The sequence below is a fragment of the Actinomadura sp. NPDC048955 genome (genome assembly GCF_040649435.1).
GTDB lineage: Bacteria > Actinomycetota > Actinomycetes > Streptosporangiales > Streptosporangiaceae > Spirillospora > Spirillospora luteofluorescens.
Window position 1 is genome coordinate 21,368 of sequence record NZ_JBEZJI010000044.1, and the last position, 25,816, is coordinate 47,183.

The window sequence follows — 25,816 nt, forward strand, 5'->3', positions numbered from 1 at the left end:
CATGGGGCACCACGGCTGGGGAGGCCGGCCTCCCGCATCGGAGGCGGAGGCCCGGCAGCGCATCGTCGACGCGACCGTCCGCTGCATCGACAGGCACGGCGTCGTGAAGACGACCCTGTCGGACGTCGCGAACGAGCTCGGGGTGACCCGCCAGACCGTCTACCGCCATTTCGGGCGCATCAGCGACATCATCGGCGAGGTCGCGGCCCAGGGCGCCGAGTCGTTCGTCGACCGGCTGATCGCCCACCTCCAGGGGGTCGGCGACCCGGCCGAGGCCGTGGTCGAAGGCATGATCTTCTGTGTGCGGACCATTCCGGGCGAGCCGCGGCTGAGCCTGCTGCTCCAGCTGGAGGACTCCGCCGCCTTCGGCCGCGGGGCCACCACCGCGGACGCCATCGCCTACGGCGCCGAGATGCTGCGCCGCTTCCCCGTCGACTGGGCGGCCGCCGGTGTCGGGGAGGACGACCTCGACGGCCTCGCCGAGATCGTCATGCGGCTGCTGACCTCGCTGCTCCAGCACCCGGGCGAGCCGCCGAAGGACGAAGCCCGGCTCCGTGCCGTCCTGTACCGCTGGCTCGCCCCCGGCCTGCGCCCCGGCGGCGTCACACCGGGGTGATCGGCAGGGACCGGCGGGGCTCGAAGGTGAAGGCGGTGCCGGTGCTGAAGCGGACGACGGCCACCTCGCCGGGCTCCGGGGCGGGGTCGTCGCGGCGGACGACGGCCAGTTCCCACGAGTCGCCACCGGAACCGGTCACTTCGACGTCGAGATGGGCGTCCACGGCTCGGACGATGGCCTGGAGCGCGGTCGTCCACGTGGGGCCGCAGAGCGAGATCCAGGCGCCGTCCTCATGCGCGGGGGACGGACGGACGGCCACGCGCGCGCCGTTGATGTCGGCGTCGACGTAGGCGGAGGGGTTGAGGAGGGGGTGCACCGCGAGGAGGCGGGCCGCTCCCTCGGGGTCGCGCGGCAGGTCCAGGGCGCGGGCGAGCCGCTCGGCGGCGACTCCGGCGATGCCGACGAGCTGCTTGCGGCGGATGCGGAGCAGTTCTCCGTCGTCGGCGGCCCGCCGGGCCACGGAGAGCGTGAAGGCCCGGTTGAGCAGGTGCATCTGGAGGCAGACCTCGTCGGCGATCCGTGCCAGCGCGGAGCGGGAGAAGGCGGCGAAGTCGAGGTCGGAGAGCAGGGGCCCGGAGTAGTCGGCGAGGCCGTCGTCGGTGGGGTCGATCGGCGCGAGGGCGAGGGTCGCGGCGCGGGACCGCTCGTTGTCGGCGAGGAGCGGGATGCCCTGCGCGTCCGGGTGGGACCGGTCGATGATCACGGTCCACGCGCAGTGGGGGCGCCGGTCGGCGGGCCGGCGCGGCGGCCGGTGGATCGGCCGCACCTGGGCCTTGGGGTTGGTCGCGACCGCGGTGGCGTCGAAGGTCGGGTCCTCGATGTCGTGGCACATGGACCGGACGTAGTCGTCGCCCATCGGCTCCACGTCCATCAGGGCGCCGCAGTGGTCGAGGTGGAACTCGCCGTGCCACCGGTCGTGGACGGTGTAGCGGAAGTCCATGAACTGCGGCGGGGCGCCGATGTCGAGCTGGAGGCCCTTGAAGATGGTGGGGACGTCGCCGTTCCCGGGCTCGTCGGGGGCGTAGCCGAGGGCCCGCTGCATCCGCCCGGTGTAGATCGGGCTCGATGCCGCCCACTCCTCGATCGCGATCCGCGCCATCTCCTCCCGTCCGAACGCGGAGATGCACCACGCCATCCCGGAGCGGTCGATGAGCTGCCCGATCAGGAGCAGCTCGGGGACGACGACCGCGAGCTCCTCGCGGGTCAGGTCGGCGTACCGGCCCGGAGGTGTCACCGGAGGGTGGGCCATCTGCGGATCTCCTTGGTCTGCGGCGGGCGGAGGACGGCCTTCGTGCGCACGGCGCCATAGTAGAACGCGTTCCAGAGGAACTGGAAGAGTGTCCAGACAGTTGTCCGGAGAGTCGGCCGGTAGGCGGCGGCCATTGCGGCGGCGCAAGCCCGCACCCTATGTTGGACATGTGTCCAGCAAGCTGGCCGGTGCGGCTCGGCGGACGCCGTGGCGCGGCCTCCGGCACACCGCCCGGTAACGCGTTCTACTAGCCGTCTCCATGCCCTGCGAGCCCGTCGAGGAGCATCATGGCCATCCGCGTCCTGCACGTGGCCACCGGCAACGTCGGCCGCATCGCCCTGGCGCAGCTGATCGAGGATCCCCGCTTCGAACTGGCCGGGCTGGTCGTGTCGAACCCCGCGAAGGTCGGGCGCGACGCCGGCGAGCTCGCCGGACTCGACGCGGTCACGGGCGTCGCGGCCACCGACGAATTGGAGGCGGCCCTCGCCGCGCGGCCGGACTGCACCGTCTACTGCGCGATCGGCGAGACCCGGCTGCCGGACGCCCTCGCCGACATCGGCCGGATCCTCGCCGCGGGCAGCGACGTCGTCGCCTCCTCGCCGGTGCCGCTGATCTACCCCTGGGGGCTGCTGCCGGACCGCATGATCCGTCCCATCGAGGACGCCTGCCGGGCGGGCGGGACGAGCGTGTTCGTCACCGGGGTGGACCCCGGCTGGGCGAACGACCTGCTCCCCTTCGCGATCGCGAGCACCTGCCGGCGGGTGGAGCAGGTGCGCTGCTCGGAGATCGCCGACTACGCGACCTACGACGGCGGCCCGGTCCTGTTCGACTTCATGGGCTTCGGACGTCCCGTCGGGGACCTGCCGAAGATCCTGCGACCGGGGATGCTGGCCGCGTCGTGGGGCGTCAGCCTCCGCATGCTGGCCCGGGGGTTCGGATTCGAGCTCGACGAGATCACCGAGTGGTTCGAGCAGGAGCCCGCGCCGGAGGCGTTCGACGTGGCCGCCGGCCACATCCCCGCGGGCGGGATGGCGGCCCTCCGGTTCCAGGTCGGCGGCGTCGTCGGCGGCAGGGAGGTCCTCGTCATCGAGCACACGACCCGGCTGCGCGGCGACCTGCGTCCCGACTGGCCGCAGCCCGCGCAGGACGGCGGCTCCTACCGGGTCGAGATCGTCGGTGAACCGTCCTACCGCGTCGACGTCTGCCCGACCAGCGCCGACGGCGACCACAACCACGCCGCCATCGCCTCGGGCGCCGGGCGCGTCGTCAACGCGATCCCCGACGTCATCGCGGCGCCGCCGGGACTGCGGACGCCGCTCGACCTGCCCTTCACCACCGCGCGCGGCGTCTTCGCGCAGGCGCTGGCCGGCTAGGGCACCGCGACAGAAGGGACGGCGAGCATGGGACGTGTGGACGGGAAGGTCGCTCTGATCAGCGGCGGGGCCCGCGGGATCGGCGCGGCAAGCGCCCGGGCCCTGGCCGCCGAGGGCGCCAGGATCGTGATCGGCGACATCCTCGACGACGAGGGCGCGGCCGTCGCGGACGAACTGGGCGACGCGGGCCGCTACGTGCACCTCGACGTGACCAGCGAGGACGACTGGGCGGCGGCCGTCGAGGCCACCGTCGGCGCGTTCGGCGAGCTGAACGTGCTGTTCAACAACGCGGGGATCGCCAACGGCGCGTCCATCAACCGGTTCAGGCCGGACAAGTGGCGGCAGATCATCGACGTCAACCTCACCGGCCCGTTCCTCGGCATCCGCGCGGCCACCGACGCGCTGATCGCCGCCGGAGGCGGTTCGATCATCAACAACTCCTCGATCGAGGGCCTCCGCGGCACCTCCTGGGCGCACGGCTACGTGGCCTCGAAGTGGGGACTGCGGGGCCTGACCAAGTCGGTCGCCGTCGAGCTCGCCCCGCACGGCGTCCGGGTCAACTCGCTGCACCCCGGCCTGATCCGGACGCCGCTCACCGAAGGGATCCCCGACGACATGGTCCCGATCCCCCTCGGACGTCCCGGCCTGCCCGAGGACGTCGCCTCCTTCGTCGTCTTCCTCGCCTCCGACGAGTCGTCCTTCGCCACGGGGTCCGAGTTCGTCATCGACGGGGGGACCGTCCAGCAGATCCCCCACAAGGGGTGACCGCGGCGGGCCCGGCAGTGGTAGAGAGAGTACGGTGCGAGACTCCTCAGACGAACCTGCGCCCGGCCCCACCGACTACGACGCCGAACTGCGGCGGCACGACCGGATCTTGCGCCGGGCGGCCGGCGTCCGGCTCCGCGACCGCGTCCTCGACATCGGATGCGGTTCCGGGCGGACGACCCGCCAGGCGGCACGCGCGGCCGGGGCGGGCAGCGCGCTCGGGGTCGACGTCTCCGCGCCCGCCGTCGAGCGCGCCCGGGAACGCGCCCGGGCCGAGGGCGTTCGCAACGTCGCCTTCGAGCACGCCGACGCCCAGGTCCACCGCTTCCCGCCCGAGGGCTTCGATCTGGCGATCAGCAGGTTCGGCACGATGTTCTTCGACGACCCGGTCGCGGCGTTCGCCAACGTCGGGCGGGCGCTGCGCCCGGCCGGACGCCTGGTGATGATGGTGTGGCAGCCCGCCGAACGCAACGAATGGGAGGTCGAAATCCGCCGAGCCCTCGCCGCGGCCCAGAAAGAAGAGGAGGCTCCCGCCGGGCCGGACGCGTTCTCCCTCGGCGACCCGTCGACCGTCGAGCAGATCCTGGACGCGGCGGGGTTCGCCGACATCGCCTTCACCGACGTCCACGAGCCCGTCTACTACGGTCCGGACGTGGACGCCGCGCTCGACTGGGTCCGTGGCTTCACCTCCACGAGCGAGGCCTTGGGAAAGCTGGATCCCGCCGCCTCGGAACGTGCGGTCGCGCGCCTGCGCGAGATGCTCGCCGCCCACCTGGGCGACGACGGCGTCTGGTTCGACTCGCGCGCCTGGACCGTCACCGCGCGGCGCCCCTAGCCGGGCCTACCAGGCGCCGGATTCCATGGAGTCCTGAACGCGCAGCAGGACCGGCCAGGTCATCGGACCCACGATCCCGTCGTCCTCGACACCGCCCCACCGCTGCACCGCCTTCACGGCCTCCTCGGTCGTGGCGTCGAACATGCCGCTGATCGAGACCTCGGGGTGGCTGCGCGCCAGCAGGAGGCCCTGCACGGTCTGCACGTCCTCCCCGGTGGCGCCTCTGGCGAGCGTCGGAAGGTTCCTCACCATGCTCTCCGTCCAGTCGTCGTAAGCGGGCCGTCCGTAGCCGGCGATGACGCCGGCCGCGCGGATGCGGCGCTTCACCGCGTCGTCGGTGTTGCCCTCGATCGTCTGCAACCGCCCTCCGCCGAGCGAGAACTCGACCACGCCGGCGTGGTCGATCGCGTCGATGGACTCGGTGCCGCCCCAGTCGTAGAACACGATGTCGCCGGGCTTCGCGGCGTTCACGCTGCTGACCGTCCCGCTGTGCCAGCGTCCGATCCTTTTGAAGTCCTGGGCGTGCCACGGGGTGTAGGCGCGGTCCCCGCCCGGCAGGACGGCCTTGGCGTTGCCGCTGTGCCGCGCCCAGTAGGTGACGGCCATGTCGCACCAGGGGGCGCGGAGGTACTCGTCGCCGTGCCTGGACGCGTACTCCCGCGTGATGGCGTTCGGCCGCCCCGACATTCCGAGCGTCTTGCGAGCCTCGGCGACCATCTTCGCCGCGGTCATCGCCGCTCGCCTCGCTCGTGGATCGGCGGGCCCCGGAAGATCCCGTCGAGGTCGGGCGGGCCGTAGAGCCGTTCGAGGACCTCCTGCTCGTCGGGCTCCGTGGCGACGTGCACGTCCGGGTGGGCGTCCACCTCGTCCATGTGCTCGATCTCCTGGTTCATGCTGTCCTCCTGGTCGCGCACGCGCTTCCGCCTTCACGGGAGCCGCCCGGCCGTGACGGCGCTGACCTGGGAGCGGCGACGTCCGCACGGCACCGCTCGCCGCGGCGCAATCTGAGGGCGGCACAATTTCGAGACGGCGACGCTGACGAGCAATGATTCACGTTCAGCAACAGGCCGCTACAGAAAGTATGTCGCCGCGAAAGCGGCGAATCTCCAGCGGAACGGAAAGAGGCTTATCGCCTTCTCAGCAGTTCTTCCGGTCTCCGGATCGTCAAGGCCTTGCGGTTCACCCGTCCCGGGGAAACCCCGCATGACGCGAGCTGCGCATTCACACGAATGCTGCCCAATGAGTTCTGAGAAACGGCTGTCGCATCAGATGCTCAGGGGCTCTCGGTATTGGCGCGTGCCAGCAGGGCGGCGCCCAGGAGGCCGGCCCGGTCGCCGAGTTCCGCGCGGACGATCCGGGGGACGCGCTGGAAGGTCAGCCGGGCCGCCAGCGAGGTTCGCAGCGGCTCCAGGAGGAGTTCGCCGCTGCCCGCCAGCCCCCCGCCGACGATGACCAGTTCCGGCGCGCAGACCGTGGCGTAGGCGGCGAGGGCGACGGCGAGCGCCTCGACCGCCTCCCGCCAGACCGCGACGGCGACCGGGTCGCCCGCCGCCACGCGCGCCGCGACCTCGGCCGCGGACACCGGCTCCCCGGTGCGGTCGGCATGGGCGGCGGCGATCGCGGACGCCGAGGAGTACCGCTCCAGGCAGCCCCGGCCGCCGCATCCGCACGGACGGCCGTCCGGGTGCACGCGCAGATGGCCGATCTCCCCCGCGTAGCCGCCGGCGGCGTACGGGCGGCCGTCGAGGATCATCGCTCCCGCGATCCCCGTCCCGATCGGCAGGAACAGCAGGTCGCGGCACTGCCGCCCGGCGCCCAGGACCGACTCGGCCAGACCGCCGGCGCGCACGTCGTGGCCGATCGCGACGGGCAGGTCCGTGCGTTCGGCGAGGCGGGCGGCGAGGTCGAGGTCGCGCCAGCCCAGGTTGGCGGACAGGACCACCCGTCCCGCGGCCTCCTCGACGATCCCCGGAAGCGCCACGCCCACGGCGTCGACGGCGTGTCCCCCCGCTTCCGCCTCGGCGAGCAGGTCCGTCACCAGGTTCAGCACGCGCGCGGTCACCTCGTCCGGCCCTCCGGCGGCGCCGGTGTCGCGGGTGCGGTCCAGCAGGACGTCGTGGGCGGGGCCGATGATGCCCGCCTTGATGCGGGTTCCGCCGACGTCGAGCGCGACGACGACGCCGGCCGATCCGCGCGACGTCCCGTCCCTCTTGTCGGCCTGACCGGCTGCGATGTCCCGTGGGCTGTTCACCGTCCCACCTTAGGGGGTTTTCGTCCGGAGCATTGACATTAATCGGGCGCATCCTCCATGCTTCCCGGCATGGAGAAGCGGGCGGACGCGCTGCAACGGCTCCGGCGGACCCACGAGGGCGCCGTGCTGGCGGCGCTGCGCGGCGAGGGGCCGATGAGCCGGACACGGCTCACCGAGCGCACCGGCCTGTCCCGCACGACGCTTTTCGCCATCATCTCCGAGCTCATGGAGCGCGGCGCGGTGATCGAGTCGGGGGCCGAGGACGACGGCCGGCCCCGCGGCCGGGGGCGGCCGGCGACCCGCGTCTCCCTCAACCCCGACGCCGGCCTGCTGGTCGGCGTGGACCTCGGCCGGCGGCGGATCCGGGTCGCGATCGCCAACATCGCCCGGCAGGTCGTCGCCACCGCCGTGGACGACTCGGCGCCGGACGCGGACGAGAGCGAGCAGGCCGACCTCGCCATCGCGCTGGTCCGCAAGGTCTGCGACGACCGCGGCATCGGGCTGCGCGCGCTGGAGGCGGTCGGGATCGGCCTGGTCGGGGTGATGGACGCCCCCGACCGGCGGCGGCGGGCCGCAGAACGCCTGGAGGCCGCCTTCGGGACCCGCGTCGAGGTCGACAACAACGCCCGCCTCGCCGCGCTGGCCGAGCAGACGTGGGGCGCCGCGCGCTCGGCCGAGGACGTGGTCTACGTGCGGTGGGCGGTCGGCGTCGGAGGCGGCTTCATCTCCGGCGGGCGCCTGCTGCGCGGCGGGCACGGGGCGTCCGGCGAGGTCGGCCACGTCTCGGTCGATCCGGCGGGGCCGCGGTGCCACTGCGGCGGGCGCGGCTGCCTGGAGGGGCGGATCGGCGTGCCGGCGCTGCTGGAGGCCGCCGCGTCGCGGGGCGTCCGGCTGACGGGCACCGACGACCTGCTGGAGGCCGCGCGGTCCCGGACGCCCGAGGTGACCGCGGTGGTCGTCGAGGCGGCCCGCACGCTGGGGACGGTCCTGGCGGGCACGGTGGCCCAGCTCGACCCCCGGCGCGTCGTCGTCGGCGGGGACCTCGCCACGCTCGGCGGCCTGGTCCTCGATCCGATCAGGTCGGCGATCGGCGAGCTCGCCCTGCCGGGCAAGCCGCGCGCGCTCGACGTCGTCCCGGCCGACCTCGGGCCCGCCGCGTCGGCGATGGGCGCGATCGCCCTGGTCCTCAAGGAGCAGGACCCCCTCCCGCCCGGCCCGCGGCCCGCGGACCCCTAGATCCGGCCCGACCTGCGCCTCCGCAACAAAGCGCCTATTTCTGTCAACCCTCAGGAATTAATGAACGGAGTCCCGTGCCCCCTCGCAACGTCCTGATCCTCATGACCGACCAGCACCGGGTCGACACGCTGGGCTGCTACGGCAACCCGGTCGTGCGCACGCCGGCGCTGGACGGGCTGGCGGCCGAGGGCACCAGGTTCGACCGGTTCTACACGCCGACCGCGATCTGCACCCCGGCCCGCGCCTCCCTGTTCACCGGCACCCATCCGTTCCGGCACGGCCTGCTCAACAACCCCGAACGCAACGGCGGCGCCAAGGACGAGGTGGACGACGAGTTCCCCAACTTCGTCCGGCCGCTGCTGGGCGCGGGCTACAACGTGGGCCACGTCGGCAAGTGGCACATCGGCCGCGAACGCGGCCCCGAGTACTACGGCATGGACGGCGAGCACCTGCCCGGGGCGCTGAACCCGTTCCACCATTCGTCCTACCAGGCCTGGCTCGGGGACAACGGGCACCCGCCGTTCAAGGTGCGCGAGGCGGTCTTCGGCAAGGCCCCCAACGACTCCGGGCGCGGCCACCTGATCGCCGGACGGCTGGAGCAGCCCGCCGAGGCGACCGTCGAGCGGTTCCTCGCCGACCGGACGATCGAACTGATCGACCGGTACGCGGGCGACGGGCGGCCGTTCGCGCTGACGTGCAGCTGGTTCGGCCCGCACCTGCCCTACCTGCTGCCGGACGCCTACTACGACCTGTACGACCCGGCGGACGTGCCGCTGCCGGCGTCCATGGCCGAGACGTTCGCCGGCAAGCCCGACGTCCAGCGCCGCTACGCCGAGTACTGGTCGGCCGACCATTTCGACGCCGACGCCTGGCGCAAGCTGATCGCCGTCTACTGGGGCTACGTCACGATGATCGACGAGCAGGCCGGGCGGATCCTCGACCGGCTCCGCGAGCGCGGCCTGTGGGACGACACGGCGGTCGTGTTCACCGCCGACCACGGCGAGTTCACCGGCGCGCACCGGCTCAACGACAAGGGCCCGGCGATGTACGAGGACATCTACCGCATCCCCGGGATCATCCGGGTGCCGGGCGCGCCCGTCCGCGCGGTCGACGAGTTCGCCACGCTGATCGACCTGCATCCGACGATCCTCGACCTGGCCGGGCTGCCGCCCGGCGACCCCTGCGACGGCCGGAGCCTGCTGCCGCTCGTCCGCGGGGAGGACGACCCCCGCCCCGAGGTGGTCGCCGAGTTCCACGGCCACCACTTCCCCTACTCGCAGCGGATGATCCGGGACCGCCGCCACAAGCTCGTGTTCAACCCCGAGAGCGTCCACGAGCTGTACGACCTGGAGGACGACCCCCACGAGCTGCGCAACGTGTACTCGGCGCCCGCCTACGCGGACGTGCGGCGGGACATGACCGGCCGGCTCTACCGGGAGCTGGTGCGCCGGGGCGACCCGGCCTACACCTGGATGAGCTACATGGCCGACATCGGCGCCGGCCGGGCGCCCGACGTCGACGGCGTCGCGGACGAGGTCGCGTGATGGCCGCCGCCGGCCGGAGGCGGGAGCGCCTGCGCGCCGCCTCGCTGACCCTGGCCTCGGCCGTGCTGGGCCTCGCGGTCTGGGTCGGGCTGTCCAGGAGCGGGATCGACGGGTTCCCCGGCCCGCTCCCGGTGGCGCGCCGCGCCGGGGAGCTGATCGGTGACGGCACGCTGTTCGACGACCTGCTCGCCAGCCTGCGCCGCGTCCTGATGGGCTTCGTCCTCGGCGTCGTGCTCGCGGTCCCGGTCGGGTTCGCGATGGGCTGGTACCCGGTGGTGCGCGGGCTGTTCGAGCCCTGGCTGCAGTTCTTCCGCATGATCCCGCCGCTGGCGATCATCCCGCTGGCGGTGGTGCTGATGGGCATCGACGAGACCCCGAAGGTCTTCGTGATCTTCCTGGCCGCGTTCCTGTCCTGCGTCGTGTCCACCTACCAGGGCGTGGTCTCGGTCGACCGGACGCTGATCAACGCGGCCCGGGTGCTCGGCGCCGGGGACCGGACCCTGTTCACCGACGTGGTGGTGCCGGCCTCGACCCCGTTCATCCTGGTCGGCATGCGGATCGGGCTCGGGGCGTCCTGGGCCACGGTCGTGGCGGCCGAGCTGATCGCCTCGCAGGGCGGGCTCGGCTACCGGATGCAGCAGGCGCAGCTCTACTACGAGCTGCCGACCATCTTCGTGTCGCTGATCGTGATCGGGCTCACCGGACTCGCGATGGACCGCCTGCTGCTGCTCGCCGAGCGGCGGCTCACCGGATGGCAGGAGCGCCGATGAACAAGATCTCTTTCCGGGACGTCACCCACCGGTTCGCCTCGTTCACCGCCCTCGACGGCGTCTCGCTGGACATCGCCGACGGCGAGTTCGTCACCGTCGTCGGGCCGTCCGGCTGCGGCAAGAGCACCCTGCTGAACCTCGCCGCCGGGCTGCTCGCGCCGGACGCCGGGACCGTCGAGGTGGACGGCGCCCGGGTCGCGGGACCCGGCCCCGAGCGCGGCGTCATCTTCCAGCAGTACGCGCTGTTCCCCTGGATGAGCGCGCGCAAGAACGTCGAGTTCGGGCTGAAGATCGCCGGAGTGGCGAGGAAGGAGCGCCGCGCGACCGCCGAGCACTACCTCGACCTGGTCGGCCTCGCCGACTTCGCCGACGCGCTCCCGAAGACGCTGTCCGGCGGGATGAAGCAGCGGTGCGCCATCGCCCGCGCCTACGCCGTCGACCCGTCGGTGCTGCTGATGGACGAGCCGTTCGGCGCGCTGGACGCGCTGACCCGCGTCCAGCTCCAGGACGGGCTCCTCGACACCTGGACCCGGGAGCGCCGCACCGTCATGTTCATCACCCACGACGTGGACGAGGCCGTGTACCTGGCCGGGCGGGTGGTCGTCATGGCCGCGCGCCCCGGCCGGATCCACAAGGTCGTCGACGTCGGGCTGCCCTATCCCCGCACCGAGGAGATCCGCCTGTCGCCGGAGTTCGACGAGCTCCGCCGCGAGGTCTGGACGGCCGTCTACCACCAGCCCCCCGCCCCGACCCCCGAAGGGACAGCACCATGAGATCTCTGCGCCTGATGGCCGCGTCGCTCCTCCTGCTGCCGCTGGCCGCCTGCGGCGGCGAGGAAAACGGCGGGACCACCGTGAAGTTCGGTTACATCGCCGACTTCTCCGGCGCGGCCACCCTCGCCGCCGCCGACAAGCTCGGCCTGTGGGAGAAGGCCGGGCTCAAGCCCCGGCTGAAGGTCTTCACCAACGGCCCGCTCCAGATCCAGGCGCTCGGCGCCGGCGACCTCGACTACGGCTACATCGGGCCGGGCGCCACCTGGATGCCCGCGTCCGGCAAAGCCAAGATCATCGCGGTGAACATGCTCGGCCAGGCCGACCGGATCATCGCCACCCCGGAGTCGGGGATCACGAGCGTCGCCGGGCTCCGGGGCAGGAAGGTCGCCGTGCCCGAGGGGACGTCGGGCGACATGCTGCTCCAGCTCGCGCTGAAGAAGGCGGGGATGACCCCGAAGGACGTCAAGCGCGTCCCGATGGACCCGAGCACGGTGGTCACCGCGTTCTCCTCCGGCAAGGTGGACGCCGCCGCGATCTGGTACCCGCTCATCGACACCATCAAGAAGCGCACCCCCGGGCTGGTGGAGCTGTCCAAGAACGCCGACTTCTTCCCGGCGATGTCGTTCCCGAGCTCCTTCGTCGCCCGCAACCAGGTCGTGAAGGACGACCCGGCGACCGTGCGCAAGGTCATCAGGGTGCTCCAGCAGGCCAACGACTGGGTGGACGGGCACACGGCCGAGGCCGAGACGACGGCCGCCGCGTTCGTCAAGGTGCCGCCCGCGCAGTTCAAGGGCGCGTCGGCCGTCACCAAGACGTTCAGCTCGGCGGAGCTGACCCGGCTGACCGGGGACGGGACGGTGAACGGCTGGTACAAGGGCCTGTCCGACATCTTCGTCGCGATGGGCAAGCTTCCCTCCTCCCCCGACCCGGCCGCCTACTACACCGCGAGCCTCTACACCAACGCCGGCAGCAAGTGACCCCGGACCCGGCCGGCGTCCGGCCGGCCGGGCCGCCCCTGAGGAGGCACACCCCCATGCCCCGTCAACGCGTCCCCCTGTCCCGCCGCCGCACGGTCGCGGCCTCGCTCGCGGCCGTCCTCACCGCCGCCCTGTCCCCGCTCGCCGCCGCGCCCGCGCGGGCCGGCACGGCCTGGGACCGTCCCGCCGCCGGCCCGCTCGGGCTGGTGCCGAAGCCGGTGTCGGTCGAAGCGGACGGCGGCCCCGGCTACCGGCTCGATCCGGCGACCTCCATCGCGGCGGTCGGCGGCGGGGCCGCGGCGCCCGCCGCCTACCTCGCGAAGGTGCTGCGGCCGTCCACCGGTTACCGGCTGCCGGTCGTGTCCGCGAGGACCGGCCGGAACCCGATCGTCGTCAGGGTCGGCCAGGGGCTCGGACCGGCGGGCCGCCCGGAGGGCTACGACCTCACCGCGAACCCGGCGCAGGTCGTCATCGAGGCGTCCACCGCCAACGGCGCCCTCAACGGCGTGCAGACCCTCCGGCAGCTCTTCCCCCAGTGGGTCGAGTCGCCTGCGAAGGCCCGCGCCGCCTGGACGGTGCCGCACGTCGAGATCAGCGACTACCCGCGGTTCGCGCACCGCGGCATGATGCTCGACGTCGCCCGCAGCTTCTACCCCGTGGACGAGGTCAGGAAGTACATCGACGCCGCCGCGCAGTTCAAGATCAACCGCCTGCACCTGCACCTGAGCGACGACCAGGGCTGGCGGATCGCGATGGACGCCCCCGCGGCGAACCCCTCCGGGATCGACTACGGCAGGCTCACCTCGGTCTCGGGCTCGACCGCGATGACCCGCAACTCCAGCGGCCAGCAGATGGGCACCGAACCCGGCGTCACCGGCTTCTACACCAAGGCCGACTACGCCGAGATCGTCCGGTACGCGGGGGCGAGCGGCATGACCGTCGTCCCGGAGATCGACATGCCGGGCCACACCAACGCCGCCCTGCACGCGATCCCCCAGCTCAACAGCGCCGGATCCAAGCCCGCCCTCAAGCCGGGAGAGACGACCGTCCCCGCCGACGGCACCCCCAACGTCGGGTACTCGTCGTTCGACGCCGCCAACCCGGTCACCTACGAGTTCACCAAGCAGGTCCTCACCCAGCTCGCGGCCATGACGCCCGGCCCGTACCTGCACATCGGCGGGGACGAGTCGCACAGCACGAGCGGCGCCGACTACCGGACGATGGTCGACGCCTTCACCGGCCAGGTGGACGCGCTGGGCAAGACGGTCGTCGGCTGGAACGAGACCGCCCGGACCGCGCTCCCGCGCGGCAACGCGGTCGTCCAGTACTGGGCGGGCGACAAGTCCGCAGTGGCCGGCGCCGTCACGGGCAGGGGCGCCAAGATGATCCTCTCCCCGGCCGGCAACACCTACGTCCCGCAGAAGCAGGACTCCCGGCAGCCCCAGGGCGGCACGTGGGCCTGCGGCGGACCGTGCGGCCTGGACCGGCACTACGGCTGGGACCCAGGAACCTACATCCCCGGCACGTCCGAGAGCGACGTCCTCGGAGTGGAGTCGGCCCTGTGGGGCGAGTTCATCCGGCGCCTCCCGCAGGCGCAGTACTACAGCTACCCGCGCCTGGTCGCCACCGCCGAGGTCGGCTGGACACCGCAGTCGCAGCGTGACTACACCGACTTCACCGGACGCCTCGCCATGGTCGGCGGACGGCTGACACTCCAGGGCGTCAACTTCTTCCCGACCGCGGGCGTCCCCTGGCGGACGGCCGCCCTCGGCTCCGACAGGACCGTTCCGGCGGGCTCGCCCGCAGGGGCCTCCTGGACGGTCACCGCCCCCGCCGCAGGCGCCCTCACCGGCACCGTCACCTGGAGCGACGGCGTCCAGGAGGACGTCACGCTCACCACGTCCCGTGCGGCCAGCATCCCCGACATGCGCGGCAACGCCGCGTTCACCGCCGTCTCGGACCGGACGTTCACCACCCCCGGCACTTACACGGCCACCCTCACCCTCCGGCCGGCCGGCCGGGCGCCCGTGGAAGCGCCGCTGACCCTGACCGTCTCCTGAACCGGGTGTGCGGGGGACGGCCCCGTCCCCCGCACACGCCTCCATCGGAAGCCATGACCTCAGCCGACATCCCCGCATGCTGCGCCGCCTCGCGCCAGGCGGCGCCGCTCTCCCAGCCCGCACCGCTCCTTTCCCAGCCGGCCGTGGCCCGCCGCGCCGCCCCGCGCCTCAACCGCATGATCGTGCTGCCCGGCGGCACCTTCCGCATGGGCAACGAGGACGTCCACGCCAACCCCCTGGACGGTGAGGGGCCGGTCCGCGACGTCCGCGTGGAACCGTTCCGCATCGACCCGCACACGGTCACCAACGCCGAGTTCTCCCAGTTCGTCAAGGAGACCGGCTACCAGACCGAGGCCGAGCGCTTCGGGTGGTCCTACGTCTTCCAGGGCCTGCTGCCCCCGGCCCTGGCGCGCACGGCTCCGTCACCGGCCGGAACGCCCTGGTGGCGCGGCATCGAGGGCGCCGCCTGGAACCGCCCGGAGGGCCCGGGCAGCCACATCCAGCAGCGCCGGAAACACCCTGTCGTCCACGTCTCCTGGAACGACGCCGCCGCCTACGCCGCGTGGGCGGGCAAACGCCTCCCCACCGAAGCCGAATGGGAGTACGCCGCGCGCGGCGGCCTCGACCAGGCCACCTACCCGTGGGGCGACGAGCTGCGCCCGCGCGGCCAGGACCGGTGCAACATCTGGCGCGGACGATTCCCCGACCAGCACGAAGGACGGCCCGGGACCGTCGCCGCCGACGCCTACCGTCCCAACGGCTACGGGCTCTACAACACCGTCGGCAACGTCTGGGAATGGTGCGCCGACGCCTTCACCCGCGACGGCGACGGCCGCGCCATGCGCGGCGGCTCGTACCTCTGCCACGACTCCTACTGCAACCGCTACCGCGTCGCCGCCCGCACCTCCAACACGCCCGACTCCACCACCGGCAACGCCGGTTTCCGCTGCGCCGCCGACGCCTGAACGGCCCTGGGAGGCCAGGGCCGTCCGGGCGCCGGCGCCGCCCGGGGCGTCAGTCCAGGGCCAGCAGCAGCGCGGCGGACCAGCTGAAGTTGGTCGAGTTCAGCGGGGCTCCCGTCAGGGGGTTGTAGTTCTCCATGATCGGCGCGTCTCCGAGCAGCCCGGACGCCGAGCCGCGCAGGCGGTCGCCGAGAGCGGACGCGTCGGCGCGGTAGCCGTACCTCCGCAGGCCCTCCAGGGAGAAGTACGCCTGGTCGAGCCAGACGGGGCCGCGCCAGTACTTCTCCGGGGCGAAGTACGGCGAGCTCTTCGACACCGTCGCGAACGGCATCGGGGTCGCGAACTCCTCCGGGTCGGTCAGCCTGCCGCGGACGGCGGCGGCCTGGGGACCCGTCGCGACGCCCGCCCACAGCGGGATCGCGCCCTCGATGCCGCGGCCCCGGTCGGTGAGGCGCCGCCCCGACGCGAGGTCGGTGTCGTAGAAGTAGCCGGTCGCCGGGTCGTACATCCGCGTGCGGATCGCGGCGGTCAGCGTCCGCGCCTGCGCGGTCAGGCGGCTGGACGCCGCCCGGTCGCCGAGCCGCCGCGCGATCGCCGCGAGGTAGCCCTTCTCGGCGGCGAGGTAGGAGTTGAGGTCGACGGACTCCTGGTTCAGCGAGTAGCCCACGACCCGTCCGGCGCCGTCCCGGTTCTCCACGGCGGTGGTGCCGAGCGCGGCGTCGAAGCGCGGGGCGTTGTCCATGCCGCTTTCCCAGGCGGCCGCCTGCCGCCGGGCCTCCGGCGTGTCGTTGGCCGGGTCGACGGTCGCGCCGTACTCGGCGAGCCCGTCGTGGTCGTGGTCCCGGGTGCGGTACCACCAGTCGTGGTAGGCGACCAGCTTCGGATACATCTCGCGCAGGAACCGGACGTCCCCGCTTCGCCGGTAGGTCTCCCAGACCGCCCAGGCGGCCAGCGGCGGCTTGGAGTTGCGCTCGTTCCAGTTGCCGCCGCCGCGGGCGGGGTCGTTGTAGAAGAGGCAGTCGGGGATCATCCCGGCGTCCTGCGGCCGGTCCCGCGAACCCGCGGTGATCTGGTGGTCGAACATCGACCTGATCTGCGACTGGGCGAGCGCCGGGTCGAAGCCGGCCACGCCGACCGCCTGCTTCCAGGTGTCCCAGGCCCAGAAGCCGCCGGTGAACCACTTGTAGGAGATGGACGGCGTGATGCCGCCGTGGTCGAGCCGCCCGGCCGGGCCGCGCCAGTTGGTGACGAGGGTTTCGAGGGCCTTGACCGCGAGCCGCCGCCGTCCAGCGGGCACGCCGGCGGTGACGGACGCGACGTACCGGCGCCACCGGGCGTCGGTGTCGCCGATCGCCTGGCCCGGACGGCTCAGCAGGTTGCGGACGGCCGGGGCCTCCCGCTCGCGTTCGGCGGCGGTGAAGGTGTAGGTCTCGGTCCAGGTCAGATCCGACGAGCGGCGCGGCGCGAGGGTGAGCGGCCGTGCCAGGTCGGTGCGGTAGGAGTCGCCGGTGACGGTGGTGCGGACGGGGTCGGCGTGGGTCACCTCGAACCGTTCGGTGCCGTCGGTGAGGTAGTCCCACTGCTCGCGGACGCGAGCGAAGCCGACCGCGACGCCGCGCGCCGTGGCGTGCAGGGACGGCGCGCTCCTCATCGGCTCGTCGTCAGGGCGCAGGAGCGACCCGCTCCAGCCGACCTCCACCGTCCGGGGGGCGGTCCCGGTGTTGGCGACGGAGGCGCGGACGAGCGCGCTGTGCCCGGAGCCGAAGCGCAGTTCGAGGGTCAGCCGCAGCCCCGGCAGGTCGTAGACCTGACGCAGCATCCCGGGCAGCGCGGTGAGCCGGGGCGGCCCGGCGGCGCCGAGGTCGAGGTCCCGGCCGTCCGCGCGAAGCCGGAGGCGGCTGAACGCCTTGCTCAGCCACCACGGGTACTCCTGGGCGATGTAGAGCGGCCCGGAGAACCCGCCGTAGGCGTCCTTGTCCCCCGGCCGCGGCAGGGCGTAGGCGTGCCAGGCGCCGCGGTCGCTGAAGACGTTGACCTCGTTGACCTCCGCGGGCAGGGCGTTCGCCGGGACGCCGTGCAGGTCGAGCACGTCGGCGTAGCCTTCCGGCCCGGCCTTCCGCTCGGCGGCCGACGACGCCGGCACGGCGGTGACGATGAGGGCGGAGCCGAGCGTCAGCCCGGCCAGGGCGTTGAGCGATCGTCGCATGATCACCTTTCGGGGTGGGGGTGGGCCGTCCTGAGCACCGCCGCCCCGAGCGGGGGCAGCCGCAGCGTGTCCCGCACGGCGGTACCGGACAGGAGGTCGACGCCGTCCGGGACGGGAACGTCCGTCTCGGCGTCGCGATGGTTGAGCAGGAAGAGGTAGGACGCGGCGGGCCCGTCGCGGCGGGTGGCCTCGACCCCGTCCGGGACGGCGTGCACCGGGCGGACGCCCGCGTCGGCGAACGCCTCGTCCAGCACGAGGCCGATGCCGTCGCCCAGATGGCAGCTCACGTACCAGGCCTGGCCGCCGCCGTGGGCGTTGCGGGTGACCGCCGGGCGTCCGGCGAGCGCCCCGGAGCCGTACACGGCCGCGGTCTGCGCCCCGGCGGTCTCCAGCCACTCGCTCCACAGCGTCGCCGCGACCGTGCGGTCCCCGAACGCCACTTCGACGGACGCGTCGTCCGGGACGGGCCAGAACTCGTCGACGACGACTCCGAGCACGTCCCGGAGCGGCGCCGGGTAGCCGCCGAGATTCACGTGGTCGTGCTCGTCGACGATGCCGCTGAAGAAGCCGCAGACCAGGCGGCCGCCGTCCGCGACGTACGAGCCGAGCCAGGCGGACGTCTCGCCGCTCGCCATGTAGAGGTTGGGCAGCAGCACGAGCCGGTACGGCGCCAGGTCCGCGCCGCACGGGACGAAGTCGACGGCCACGTTGCGGGCGTGCGCGGCGCCGTACCAGGAGAGCACGAGGTCCTTGAGCAGGAGCCGGGACGAGGGGTGGTCGTCCAGTTCCAGCGCCCACCAGGACTCCCAGTCCAGGACGATCGCGACATCGGCCGTGGTGCGGGTGCCCGCGACCTCGGCGAGGCGGGCGAGGTCGCGGCCGAGGCGCACGGTCCGGTCCCACTGCGGAGAGCCGGTGCCGCGGTGCGGCAGGAGCGCGCTGTGGAACTTCTCCGCTCCGGCGCGCGACGCCCGCCACTGGAAATGCAGCACGCCGTCCGCGCCGCGGGCCACCGCCTGGAAGGACCACAGCCGTCCCAGCGCGGGCGGCTTCGGCACGTTGACCGGGCGCCAGCTCACCGCCGACGGCGCCTGCTCCATGAGCAGCCACGGCCGGCCCGCCTTCAGCGAGCGCATCAGGTCGAAGTTCATCGCGGCGTTCACGTGCGCCGCCGGGTCGGCCGGGTCGGGATACGCGTCGTCGGACACGACGTCCTCGTGCGACGCCCACTTCCAGTAGTCCAGCGCCTTGAACATCGACATGAAGTTCGTCGTCACCGGGAGGCCCCCGCCCTCCTCGTCCAGGACGGCCTTCTCCGCCAGGTAGCAGCCGAGCAGCGCGTCGGAGCAGAACCGGCGCCAGTCGAGCAGCTGCGTCGGGTTCACCGGGCCGGGCGCCGCGCGCGGCGGCTCGATCTCCTCCCACCGGCCGTAGCGCTGCGACCAGAAGTCGGTCGCCCAGGCGCGGTTCAGCTCCGCGACACCGCCGTACCTCTCCCGCAGCCAGGACCGGAAGCCCGCCGCGGACTCGGCGCAGAAGCACTCGGTCACGTGGTCGCCGTACTCGTTGTGGACGTGCCACAGCACGACCGCCGGATGCGCGCGGTAGCGCCGGGCGATCATCCGGGCCAGCCGCGCCGCCGACTCCCGGTAGACCGGCGAGGACGGGCAGTAGTGCTGGCGGGAACCGAACTCCAGCCGGACGCCGTCCGCCGTGACGGGCAGCATCTCCGGGTGGCGGCGCACCAGCCACGCGGGCGGCGACGCGGTGGCGGTGGCCAGGTCGGCGGCGATCCCGTGCCCGGCGAGCAGGTCGAGCAGCCGGTCGAGCCACCCGAAGTCCCAGTCGTCCGGGCCCGGTTGCAGCCGCGCCCAGGAGAACACGCCGACCGTCACCAGGTTGACCCCGGCCTCCTTCATCAGCCGGACGTCCTCCACCCACACGTCCTCGGGCCACTGCTCGGGGTTGTAGTCCCCGCCATAGAGCAGCCCCGGCACCCGAATGTCTTTTCCGCTCAACCTTTGACCGCCCCTCCTAGGAGCCCCGACACGAACTGCTTCTGGAACAGGAAGAAGATCAACATCAGGGGGAGCGTCGCCAGGAAGGAGCCGAGGATCAGCCCGGCGTAGTCGACGTGGCTCTGCCCGATGAGCGTGTACAGCGCGACCGGCGCGGTGTACTTGTCCTCGGTGTTCAGCATCAGCAGCGGCCACAGGAAGGCGTTCCACTGCGTCATGAAGGTGAAGATGACCAGGGCGCCGAACTGCGGCCGGACGACCGGCAGGACGACCTGGTAGAAGATCCGCACGTCGCCCGCGCCGTCGATGCGGGCCGACTCGATCAGCTCGTCCGGGAAGGCGAGGAAGGCCTGGCGCATGAGGAAGATGCCGAACGAGTTGGCCAGGAACGGCAGGATGACCGCCTGGTAGGTGTCGACCCACCCGAGGCTCGCCATCATCTGGAACAGCGGGACGAGCAGCACCTGGAACGGGATCATCATGGTCGCCAGCACGGCGCCGAGCAGCAGCCGCCGTCCCCGGAACCGGTACTTGGCCAGCGCGTACCCGCACATGGCGGAGATCAGCGAGCTGAGCACGGTGTAGACGACGGTGACGCCCGCGCTGTTGAGCATGACCCGGCCGAAGCCGATCGTGTGCTCCAGTTCCACCAGGTTGTGCAGGAACCGCCCGCCGGGCAGGAACGGCGGCGGCGACGCGAACAGCTCGGAGTCGTCGCGGGTGGAGGCGACCACCATCCAGTAGAACGGCGCGGCGCTGATCAGCGCGCCCGCCAGGAGCAGCAGCAGGGCGAGCAGGCGGCCCGCGCGGGGGCGGCCCCTCCCCTCGGTGACCGGGCTCACCGGGACTTCTCCTTCCCCAGGAAGCGGAACTGGGCGTAGGAGATCAGCCCGATGACCGCGACGACGACCCAGGAGATGGCGGCCGCGTAGCCGAAGTCGAGCTGCTCGAAGCCGACCTTGTAGAGGTAGAGGACGGGCGTGGTCGTGGCGTTGCCCGGTCCGCCGCCGGTCAGGACGTAGTTCTCGTCGAAGAGCTGGAGCGTTCCGATCGTCGAGGTCACCGAGCAGAACAGGATGACCGGACGCAACTGCGGCATGACCACCCGGACGAACGTGGTGACGGGCCCGGCGCCGTCGATGGCCGCCGCCTCGTACTGCTCCCGCCCGATCGACTGGAGCCCGGCCAGCAGGATGACGGCGTTGTAGCCCGTCCACCGCCAGGTGATCGAGCCGATCAGCGCGAGCCGCGCCCAGCCGGGGCCGTTCAGCCAGTCGACCGAGGGCAGGCCCACGGCGCCGAGCATCTGGTTGACCAGGCCGCCGTCGGTCTTGAGCAGGACGCGGAACACCACCGAGTAGGCGACCAGCATCGTGACGGCGGGCAGGAAGTAGGCGATGCGCAGGCCCGAGCGCAGGCGCAGCCAGGACTGGTTCAGCCCGAACGCCAGCAGCAGCGCCAGGCCGATCATGACCGGGACCTGGACGAGGAGGATCAGGCCGGTGTTGCGCAGCGCGGCCCAGAAGACGGGGTCCTCCATCATCCGGCGGTACTGGGCCAGCCCGACCCAGGTCGTCACGCCGTCGCGGTCGGCGGTGAAGCTCTGGTAGAAGCCGGCCAGCAGCGGATAGGCGAAGAAGAGCGCCAGCAGCGCCGCGGCCGGGCCCGCGAAGGTCCACGGCGCGCACCGGCGGCGCCAGCGCTCCCGCCGGCGGGGCGCGTCCGGCCGGACCGCCCCGGCGGGGCCGCCGCTCGCGGGCTTCCGTTTCGTCACGTCGACGACCACGGCGTCACTCTGCGATCGACCGGCCGGTGGCGGCGGCGATCTGCTTGGCCGCCGAGTTCAGGGCCTTGGCCGGGTCGTCCCCGTGCAGCACGATGCCGGAGACGGTCCGGTTGACGACGTCCCTCGCCTTGGGGCCGTCCTTGGAGACCTCGATCGGGGGCACCTTGTCCGCCAGGTCGGCGAACGTCGCGAAGACGGGCCGCCCGCCGTAGTAGGGCTGCGGCGCGGTCACGAACGGGTCCTTCAGCGCGGGCAGGTAGGCGGGGAACAGGCCCTCGTTCTTCAGCATCGACACCTGGTTGGCGGTGTCGGCGAGGGCGAACTCGATGAACGCCCACGCCGCCCGCGCGTTCGCGCTGTGGCCGCTGACGGCGAGCGTCGACCCGCCGTCGTTGGACGTCCGCACGCCGCCCTGGTCGAACGCCGGCAGCGGCACGACGCCGAACTTGCCCTTGAGCTCCGGCATCTCGTCGGTGAGGGTGCCCGACCACCACACCGCGTAGGGGGTGGTGGCGACCTTGCCCGCCTTGGTCGCCGAGACCAGGCCGTCCCAGCCCTTCTCGAAGGCGACGAGGTCCTTGTCGGCGAGCATCTTGAGCAGCGTCGCGGCGCGGACGGCCTGCCGGTCGGAGACGGCGATCCTCCCGCCGCGCACGTATCCCTGTCCCTGCTGCTGGAGCAGCATCGGGAACATGCTGTCCTCCTGCGGGTCCATGACGAGGAGCTTCTTGCCGGTCCTGGCCTTGATCTGCTCGCCGGCGCGGACGTAGTCGTCCCAGGTCGCGATGCTCGCCGGGTCGACGCCGGCCTTCTCGAAGATGTCGGTGCGGTAGTAGAGGGCGCAGGGCCCGCCGTCCCAGGGCAGCGCGAAGACCTTGCCGCGCTCGTCGGTGACGTCCTTCCAGGCCGCGCGGGCGAACTCGGCCTGGCGGGCGCCGGCGAGCGGGGTCAGGTCGTACAGCCCGCCGGGGAAGGCGCCGATGTAGCCGGGCAGCCTGCCGCCCTCGATGGTGAGGACGTCGGGCAGGCCCTTCCCCGCCTTCATCCCCACGGTGATCTTGTCGTAGGCGTTGTCGTAGCCGATGTCGACGACCTCGACGCTCGTCCCGGGATGGCGCTGCTCGAACGCCGGCGCGAGCCGCTTGAGCGCCTTCGCCGCGACGTCCCAGGACCAGACGGCGATCCTTCCTTCGATCTTGGCCTGGGCGCCGGCGCTCAGCGCGGGCCCCGCCTTCTTCGCGCCGCCTCCGGTGGCGCACCCGCTCGCCGCGAGCACCGCCGAGACGGCTCCGGCGACTCCGGCGGTCAGGACGGTCCGGCGTCCGATGGCCGCCCGTCCGGGGTTGGTCGCCATCTTGCCTCCCCAAGGGATTCGGGATAATGCTGTATACAGCACACTGCATCCTGTGTTCTCGTCAAGAGGGTGAGGCAAGGAATGTGAAGGAGAGCGAGATGAACGCGCACCCCTACATCCCGAACTCGGTGCCCGAGGTCAAGCGGGAGATGCTGGCGGCGATCGGAGCGCGGAGCGTCGAGGACTTCTACGCCGACGTGCCCGGCCGCATCCGGCTGGATCGTCCGCTGGACCTGCCTCCGCCGCTGCGCTCCGAGGCGGAGCTGGTCCGGCACGTCGGCGCGCTGTTGCGCAAGAACACCAGCGCCCAGGAAGCGCTGAGCTTCCTCGGCGCCGGGTGCTACCACCACCACGTGCCCGCCGTGGTCGACGAGGTGGTCAACCGCAGCGAGTTCCTCACCGCCTACGCGGGCGAGCCGTACGAGGACCACGGCCGCTTCCAGGCGCTCTGGGAGTACCAGTCGCTGATGGGCGAGCTGCTGGAGATGGACGTCGTGAGCGTGCCGGTGTACGACGGCTACCAGGCCGCCGCCACGGCGCTGCGCATGGCCGGACGGATCACCGGCCGCCGGAGGCTGCTGCTGGTGACGGCCGTCGCGCCGGACAGGCTTTCCAAGATCGAGGACTATGTCCGTCCCGACCACGACGTGGTCCTCGTGCCGGTGGATCCCGCCACCGGGCTGGCCGACCCGGCCGCGGTGCGGGCCGAGCTGGCGGGCGGGGACGTCGCGGCGGTGTTCGCCGACGCGCCCTCCGCGTCCGGGATCCTGGATCCCGCCCTCCCGTCGCTGGCCGAGCCGGCGCACGAGGCCGGGGCCCTGTACGTCGTGGGCTGCAACCCGATCTCGCTGGGGGCGGTGACCCCGCCGTCCCAGTACGGCGCCGACATCGTCTGCGGCGACATCCAGCCGCTCGGGCTGCCCATGAGCTTCGGCGGGATGAACGGCGGCTTCATCGCGACGCGGGACGAGGAACTCTACGTGGGCGAGTTCCCCTCCCGGCTGTTCGGCCTGGCGCCCACCAGCGTCGAGGGCGAGTACGGCTTCGGCGACGTGGCCTACGAGCGCACCTCCTTCGCCGTCCGCGAGGAAGGCAAGGAGTGGGTGGGCACGGCCGCCGCCCTGAACGGCATCGCCGCCGGGGTCTACCTCGCGCTGATGGGGCCGCAGGGCATGCGCGAGGTCGCGGAGACGATCCTCGCGAACACCCGGTACGCGCTGGACCGGCTGGCCGAGGTCCCGGGCGTGCTGGCCCCCTACGCGGACGCCCCCCACTTCGCCGACTTCACGCTCCGCTTCACCGGCTCGCGGACCGCCGCCGAGATCGGCGAGGCGCTGCTGGAGCACGGGATCTTCGGCGGCAGGGTCCTGTCGGGGACCGACGCCCTGTACTGCGTCACCGAGATCCACACCAAGGACGACATCGACCGGCTGGCCGAGACCCTCCAGGAGATCGCCAAGTGAAGACGGGCCCGACCCCCTCCCCCCTCACCCCCGCCGACGCGAAGATCGGCCCGAAGCCCCCGCTGCGCCGGTTCCACCAGGCCCGGTGGGACGAGCCGCTGCTGTTCGAGCTCGGCACCCCCGGCGAGCGCGGCGTGCTGCCGCCCCTCCCGCAGGTGCCCGCGGACGCCGTCCTGCCGGACGGGCTGCGCCGCGCCGCGCCGCCCGCCCTGCCGGAGCTGTCGCAGCCCCAGGTGCTGCGGCACTACCTGCGGCTGTCCCAGGAGAACCTCGGCGCCGACTTCAACGTCGACGTCGGCCAGGGCACCTGCACCATGAAGTACAGCCCCAAGGTCAACGACCGGTTCGTCCGCGACCCGAAGGTGGCCGGGCTGCACCCGCTGCAGGACGAGCGGACCGTGCAGGGCGTCCTGGAGATCATGTACCGGCTGGAGGGGCTGCTGAAGGAGATCTCCGGCATGGACCGGTTCTCCCTCCAGCCGGGCGCCGGCTCCGCCGCGATCTACACCAACGTCGCGATGATCCGCGCCTACTTCGCGGCGCGCGGGGAGGCCGACACCCGCGACGAGGTCATCACCACGATCTTCTCGCACCCCTCCAACGCGGCGTGCGCGAAGACGGCCGGGTTCAAGGTCATCACCCTGTACCCCGACGCCGACGGCTACCCCGACATCGAGGCGCTCCGGCGGGCGGTCGGCCCCCGCACCGCGGCCCTGCTCATCACCAACCCCGAGGACACCGGGCTGTTCAACCCGCGGATCGAGGAGTTCGTCCGGATCGTGCACGAGGCCGGCGGGCTGTGCGCCTACGACCAGGCCAACGCCAACGGCATCCTCGGCATCACCCGCGCCCGCGACACCGGGTTCGACCTGTGCCACTTCAACCTGCACAAGACGTTCTCCACACCGCACGCCTGCGGCGGGCCCGCCGCGGGCGCCTGCGGCGTGAGCGCGGAGCTCGCCCCCTACCTGCCGACGCCGACCGTCGAGTTCGACGGCACCCGCTACCGCCTCGACGACGACCGGCCCGAGTCGATCGGGAAGATCCGGCCGTTCTACGGCGTCGTGCCGAACCTGGTGCGCGCCTACGCCTGGATCATGTCACTGGGCGGCGCGGGGCTGCGCGAGGCCGCGGAGGTGGCCGTCCTCAACAACAACTACCTGATGGCGAAGGTGCTCCAGATCCGCGGGGCGTCGGTGCCGTACGCGCCGGGACGCCCGCGGGTCGAGCAGGTCCGCTACAGCTGGGAGAAGCTCGCCGAGGAGACCGGCGTGCACAGCGAGGACATCGGCGTCCGCGCGGCCGACTTCGGCACCCACTACTGGACGAGCCACCACCCGTACATCGTCCCCGAGCCGATGACGCTGGAGCCGACCGAGTCCTACTCCCGGGCCGAGCTGGACGAGTACGCCGCCATCCTCGCCGAGGTGGCCCGCGAGGCCTACGAGGACCCCGAGACCGTCCGGACGGCGCCGCACCGCTCCACCGTGCACCGCGCCCGCGAGGACGTCCTGGACGACCCGGCCACCTGGGCGGTCACCTGGCGCGCCTACCGCCGCAAGGTCCTCGGCGGATGAG

22 protein-coding genes are annotated in these 25,816 nt (G+C 72.6%); 13 read left to right on the top strand and 9 right to left on the bottom strand.

Features of this window, described 5'->3' with window-relative positions:
• Position 1 precedes the first annotated feature (1 nt).
• On the top strand, positions 2-616 hold the full coding sequence (locus AB0C84_RS32010; RefSeq protein WP_258942608.1) for a TetR/AcrR family transcriptional regulator: 615 nt from the start codon (positions 2-4) through the stop codon (positions 614-616).
• On the opposite strand, the gene AB0C84_RS32015 is transcribed toward AB0C84_RS32010, so the two are convergent.
• Positions 603-1,865, bottom strand: coding sequence for a hypothetical protein (locus tag AB0C84_RS32015; RefSeq protein ID WP_361073828.1), 1,263 nt, complete (start codon positions 1,863-1,865; stop codon positions 603-605). The genes AB0C84_RS32010 and AB0C84_RS32015 overlap by 14 nt on opposite strands.
• 287 nt (positions 1,866-2,152) lie before the next feature.
• Here AB0C84_RS32015 and AB0C84_RS32020 point away from each other — a divergent pair, with 287 nt between their 5' ends.
• Genes AB0C84_RS32020 through AB0C84_RS32030 form a run of 3 tightly spaced genes read left to right on the top strand, consistent with a single transcriptional unit; the run spans position 2,153 to position 4,838 of the window.
• Positions 2,153-3,238 carry a dihydrodipicolinate reductase gene (locus tag AB0C84_RS32020; protein ID WP_361073830.1) on the top strand — a complete coding sequence of 362 codons (1,086 nt, stop codon included), beginning with the start codon at positions 2,153-2,155 and terminating at the stop codon, positions 3,236-3,238.
• A gap of 27 nt (positions 3,239-3,265) precedes the next feature.
• Complete coding sequence (locus AB0C84_RS32025) at positions 3,266-4,003, top strand: glucose 1-dehydrogenase (protein WP_258942611.1); 738 nt, start codon at positions 3,266-3,268, stop codon at positions 4,001-4,003.
• A gap of 34 nt (positions 4,004-4,037) precedes the next feature.
• Entirely contained in the window at positions 4,038-4,838 is an 801-nt protein-coding gene (locus tag AB0C84_RS32030; protein WP_361073833.1) for a methyltransferase domain-containing protein, read from the top strand.
• 6 nt (positions 4,839-4,844) lie between these two features.
• On the opposite strand, the gene AB0C84_RS32035 is transcribed toward AB0C84_RS32030, so the two are convergent.
• The 3 genes from AB0C84_RS32035 to AB0C84_RS32045 all read right to left on the bottom strand — a co-directional run bounded on the left by AB0C84_RS32035 (position 4,845) and on the right by AB0C84_RS32045 (position 7,089).
• Entirely contained in the window at positions 4,845-5,570 is a 726-nt protein-coding gene (locus AB0C84_RS32035) for a peptidoglycan-binding protein (protein WP_361073834.1), read from the bottom strand.
• Complete coding sequence (locus AB0C84_RS32040) at positions 5,567-5,752, bottom strand: hypothetical protein (protein WP_361073836.1); 186 nt, start codon at positions 5,750-5,752, stop codon at positions 5,567-5,569. The genes AB0C84_RS32035 and AB0C84_RS32040 overlap by 4 nt, the downstream gene beginning before the upstream one ends.
• 359 nt (positions 5,753-6,111) lie before the next feature.
• Positions 6,112-7,089 carry an ROK family protein gene (locus tag AB0C84_RS32045; RefSeq protein WP_361073838.1) on the bottom strand — a complete coding sequence of 326 codons (978 nt, stop codon included), beginning with the start codon at positions 7,087-7,089 and terminating at the stop codon, positions 6,112-6,114.
• Between the two features lie 69 nt (positions 7,090-7,158).
• Here AB0C84_RS32045 and AB0C84_RS32050 point away from each other — a divergent pair, with 69 nt between their 5' ends.
• The 7 genes from AB0C84_RS32050 to AB0C84_RS32080 all read left to right on the top strand — a co-directional run bounded on the left by AB0C84_RS32050 (position 7,159) and on the right by AB0C84_RS32080 (position 15,414).
• Positions 7,159-8,325, top strand: a complete 1,167-nt coding sequence (locus AB0C84_RS32050; RefSeq protein WP_361073840.1) for an ROK family transcriptional regulator — start codon at positions 7,159-7,161, stop codon at positions 8,323-8,325.
• 74 nt (positions 8,326-8,399) lie between these two features.
• Complete coding sequence (locus AB0C84_RS32055) at positions 8,400-9,869, top strand: sulfatase-like hydrolase/transferase (protein WP_361073842.1); 1,470 nt, start codon at positions 8,400-8,402, stop codon at positions 9,867-9,869.
• Positions 9,869-10,639 (top strand): ABC transporter permease, encoded by a 771-nt coding sequence (locus tag AB0C84_RS32060; protein WP_361073844.1) that lies wholly within the window; start codon positions 9,869-9,871, stop codon positions 10,637-10,639. Before AB0C84_RS32055 ends, AB0C84_RS32060 begins: the two co-directional genes overlap by 1 nt.
• Positions 10,636-11,412 carry an ABC transporter ATP-binding protein gene (locus AB0C84_RS32065; RefSeq protein ID WP_179847019.1) on the top strand — a complete coding sequence of 259 codons (777 nt, stop codon included), beginning with the start codon at positions 10,636-10,638 and terminating at the stop codon, positions 11,410-11,412. The genes AB0C84_RS32060 and AB0C84_RS32065 overlap by 4 nt, the downstream gene beginning before the upstream one ends.
• Positions 11,409-12,389 (top strand): aliphatic sulfonate ABC transporter substrate-binding protein, encoded by a 981-nt coding sequence (locus AB0C84_RS32070; RefSeq protein WP_361073846.1) that lies wholly within the window; start codon positions 11,409-11,411, stop codon positions 12,387-12,389. Before AB0C84_RS32065 ends, AB0C84_RS32070 begins: the two co-directional genes overlap by 4 nt.
• 56 nt (positions 12,390-12,445) lie before the next feature.
• Complete coding sequence (locus AB0C84_RS32075) at positions 12,446-14,449, top strand: family 20 glycosylhydrolase (protein ID WP_361073848.1); 2,004 nt, start codon at positions 12,446-12,448, stop codon at positions 14,447-14,449.
• A gap of 53 nt (positions 14,450-14,502) precedes the next feature.
• Positions 14,503-15,414, top strand: coding sequence for a formylglycine-generating enzyme family protein (locus AB0C84_RS32080; RefSeq protein WP_361073850.1), 912 nt, complete (start codon positions 14,503-14,505; stop codon positions 15,412-15,414).
• 49 nt (positions 15,415-15,463) lie between these two features.
• Here the strand turns inward: AB0C84_RS32080 and AB0C84_RS32085 are convergent, their stop codons facing one another.
• The 5 genes from AB0C84_RS32085 to AB0C84_RS32105 are packed head-to-tail and all read right to left on the bottom strand — an operon-like array spanning position 15,464 to position 22,775.
• Entirely contained in the window at positions 15,464-17,617 is a 2,154-nt protein-coding gene (locus AB0C84_RS32085; RefSeq protein WP_361073852.1) for a trehalase family glycosidase, read from the bottom strand.
• Positions 17,618-17,619: 2 nt separating this feature from the next.
• Positions 17,620-19,635 carry a beta-galactosidase gene (locus tag AB0C84_RS32090; protein ID WP_361073854.1) on the bottom strand — a complete coding sequence of 672 codons (2,016 nt, stop codon included), beginning with the start codon at positions 19,633-19,635 and terminating at the stop codon, positions 17,620-17,622.
• Positions 19,632-20,477 (bottom strand): carbohydrate ABC transporter permease, encoded by an 846-nt coding sequence (locus AB0C84_RS32095; protein WP_218905682.1) that lies wholly within the window; start codon positions 20,475-20,477, stop codon positions 19,632-19,634. The genes AB0C84_RS32090 and AB0C84_RS32095 overlap by 4 nt, the downstream gene beginning before the upstream one ends.
• Positions 20,474-21,421, bottom strand: coding sequence for a sugar ABC transporter permease (locus tag AB0C84_RS32100; protein WP_361073856.1), 948 nt, complete (start codon positions 21,419-21,421; stop codon positions 20,474-20,476). Before AB0C84_RS32100 ends, AB0C84_RS32095 begins: the two co-directional genes overlap by 4 nt.
• A 4-nt stretch (positions 21,422-21,425) precedes the next feature.
• On the bottom strand, positions 21,426-22,775 hold the full coding sequence (locus tag AB0C84_RS32105) for a sugar ABC transporter substrate-binding protein (RefSeq protein WP_361073858.1): 1,350 nt from the start codon (positions 22,773-22,775) through the stop codon (positions 21,426-21,428).
• 98 nt (positions 22,776-22,873) lie between these two features.
• On the opposite strand from AB0C84_RS32105, the gene gcvPA reads away from it, so the two are divergent.
• Together gcvPA and gcvPB are read left to right on the top strand one after the other, a co-directional pair.
• Complete coding sequence (gcvPA, locus tag AB0C84_RS32110; protein ID WP_361073860.1) at positions 22,874-24,238, top strand: aminomethyl-transferring glycine dehydrogenase subunit GcvPA; 1,365 nt, start codon at positions 22,874-22,876, stop codon at positions 24,236-24,238.
• Positions 24,235-25,815, top strand: coding sequence for an aminomethyl-transferring glycine dehydrogenase subunit GcvPB (gcvPB, locus tag AB0C84_RS32115; protein WP_361073862.1), 1,581 nt, complete (start codon positions 24,235-24,237; stop codon positions 25,813-25,815). Before gcvPA ends, gcvPB begins: the two co-directional genes overlap by 4 nt.
• Position 25,816: the final 1 nt, after the last annotated feature.

Coding starts and splice junctions, on each gene's coding strand:
- AB0C84_RS32010 (WP_258942608.1), top strand. CDS start 2: ATGGGGCACCACGGCTGGGGAGGCCGGCCTCCCGCATCGGAGGCGGAG.
- AB0C84_RS32015 (WP_361073828.1), bottom strand. CDS start 1,865: ATGGCCCACCCTCCGGTGACACCTCCGGGCCGGTACGCCGACCTGACC.
- AB0C84_RS32020 (WP_361073830.1), top strand. CDS start 2,153: ATGGCCATCCGCGTCCTGCACGTGGCCACCGGCAACGTCGGCCGCATC.
- AB0C84_RS32025 (WP_258942611.1), top strand. CDS start 3,266: ATGGGACGTGTGGACGGGAAGGTCGCTCTGATCAGCGGCGGGGCCCGC.
- AB0C84_RS32035 (WP_361073834.1), bottom strand. CDS start 5,570: ATGACCGCGGCGAAGATGGTCGCCGAGGCTCGCAAGACGCTCGGAATG.
- AB0C84_RS32050 (WP_361073840.1), top strand. CDS start 7,159: ATGGAGAAGCGGGCGGACGCGCTGCAACGGCTCCGGCGGACCCACGAG.
- AB0C84_RS32060 (WP_361073844.1), top strand. CDS start 9,869: ATGGCCGCCGCCGGCCGGAGGCGGGAGCGCCTGCGCGCCGCCTCGCTG.
- AB0C84_RS32065 (WP_179847019.1), top strand. CDS start 10,636: ATGAACAAGATCTCTTTCCGGGACGTCACCCACCGGTTCGCCTCGTTC.
- AB0C84_RS32070 (WP_361073846.1), top strand. CDS start 11,409: ATGAGATCTCTGCGCCTGATGGCCGCGTCGCTCCTCCTGCTGCCGCTG.
- AB0C84_RS32075 (WP_361073848.1), top strand. CDS start 12,446: ATGCCCCGTCAACGCGTCCCCCTGTCCCGCCGCCGCACGGTCGCGGCC.
- AB0C84_RS32080 (WP_361073850.1), top strand. CDS start 14,503: ATGACCTCAGCCGACATCCCCGCATGCTGCGCCGCCTCGCGCCAGGCG.
- AB0C84_RS32085 (WP_361073852.1), bottom strand. CDS start 17,617: ATGCGACGATCGCTCAACGCCCTGGCCGGGCTGACGCTCGGCTCCGCC.
- AB0C84_RS32105 (WP_361073858.1), bottom strand. CDS start 22,775: ATGGCGACCAACCCCGGACGGGCGGCCATCGGACGCCGGACCGTCCTG.
- gcvPA (WP_361073860.1), top strand. CDS start 22,874: ATGAACGCGCACCCCTACATCCCGAACTCGGTGCCCGAGGTCAAGCGG.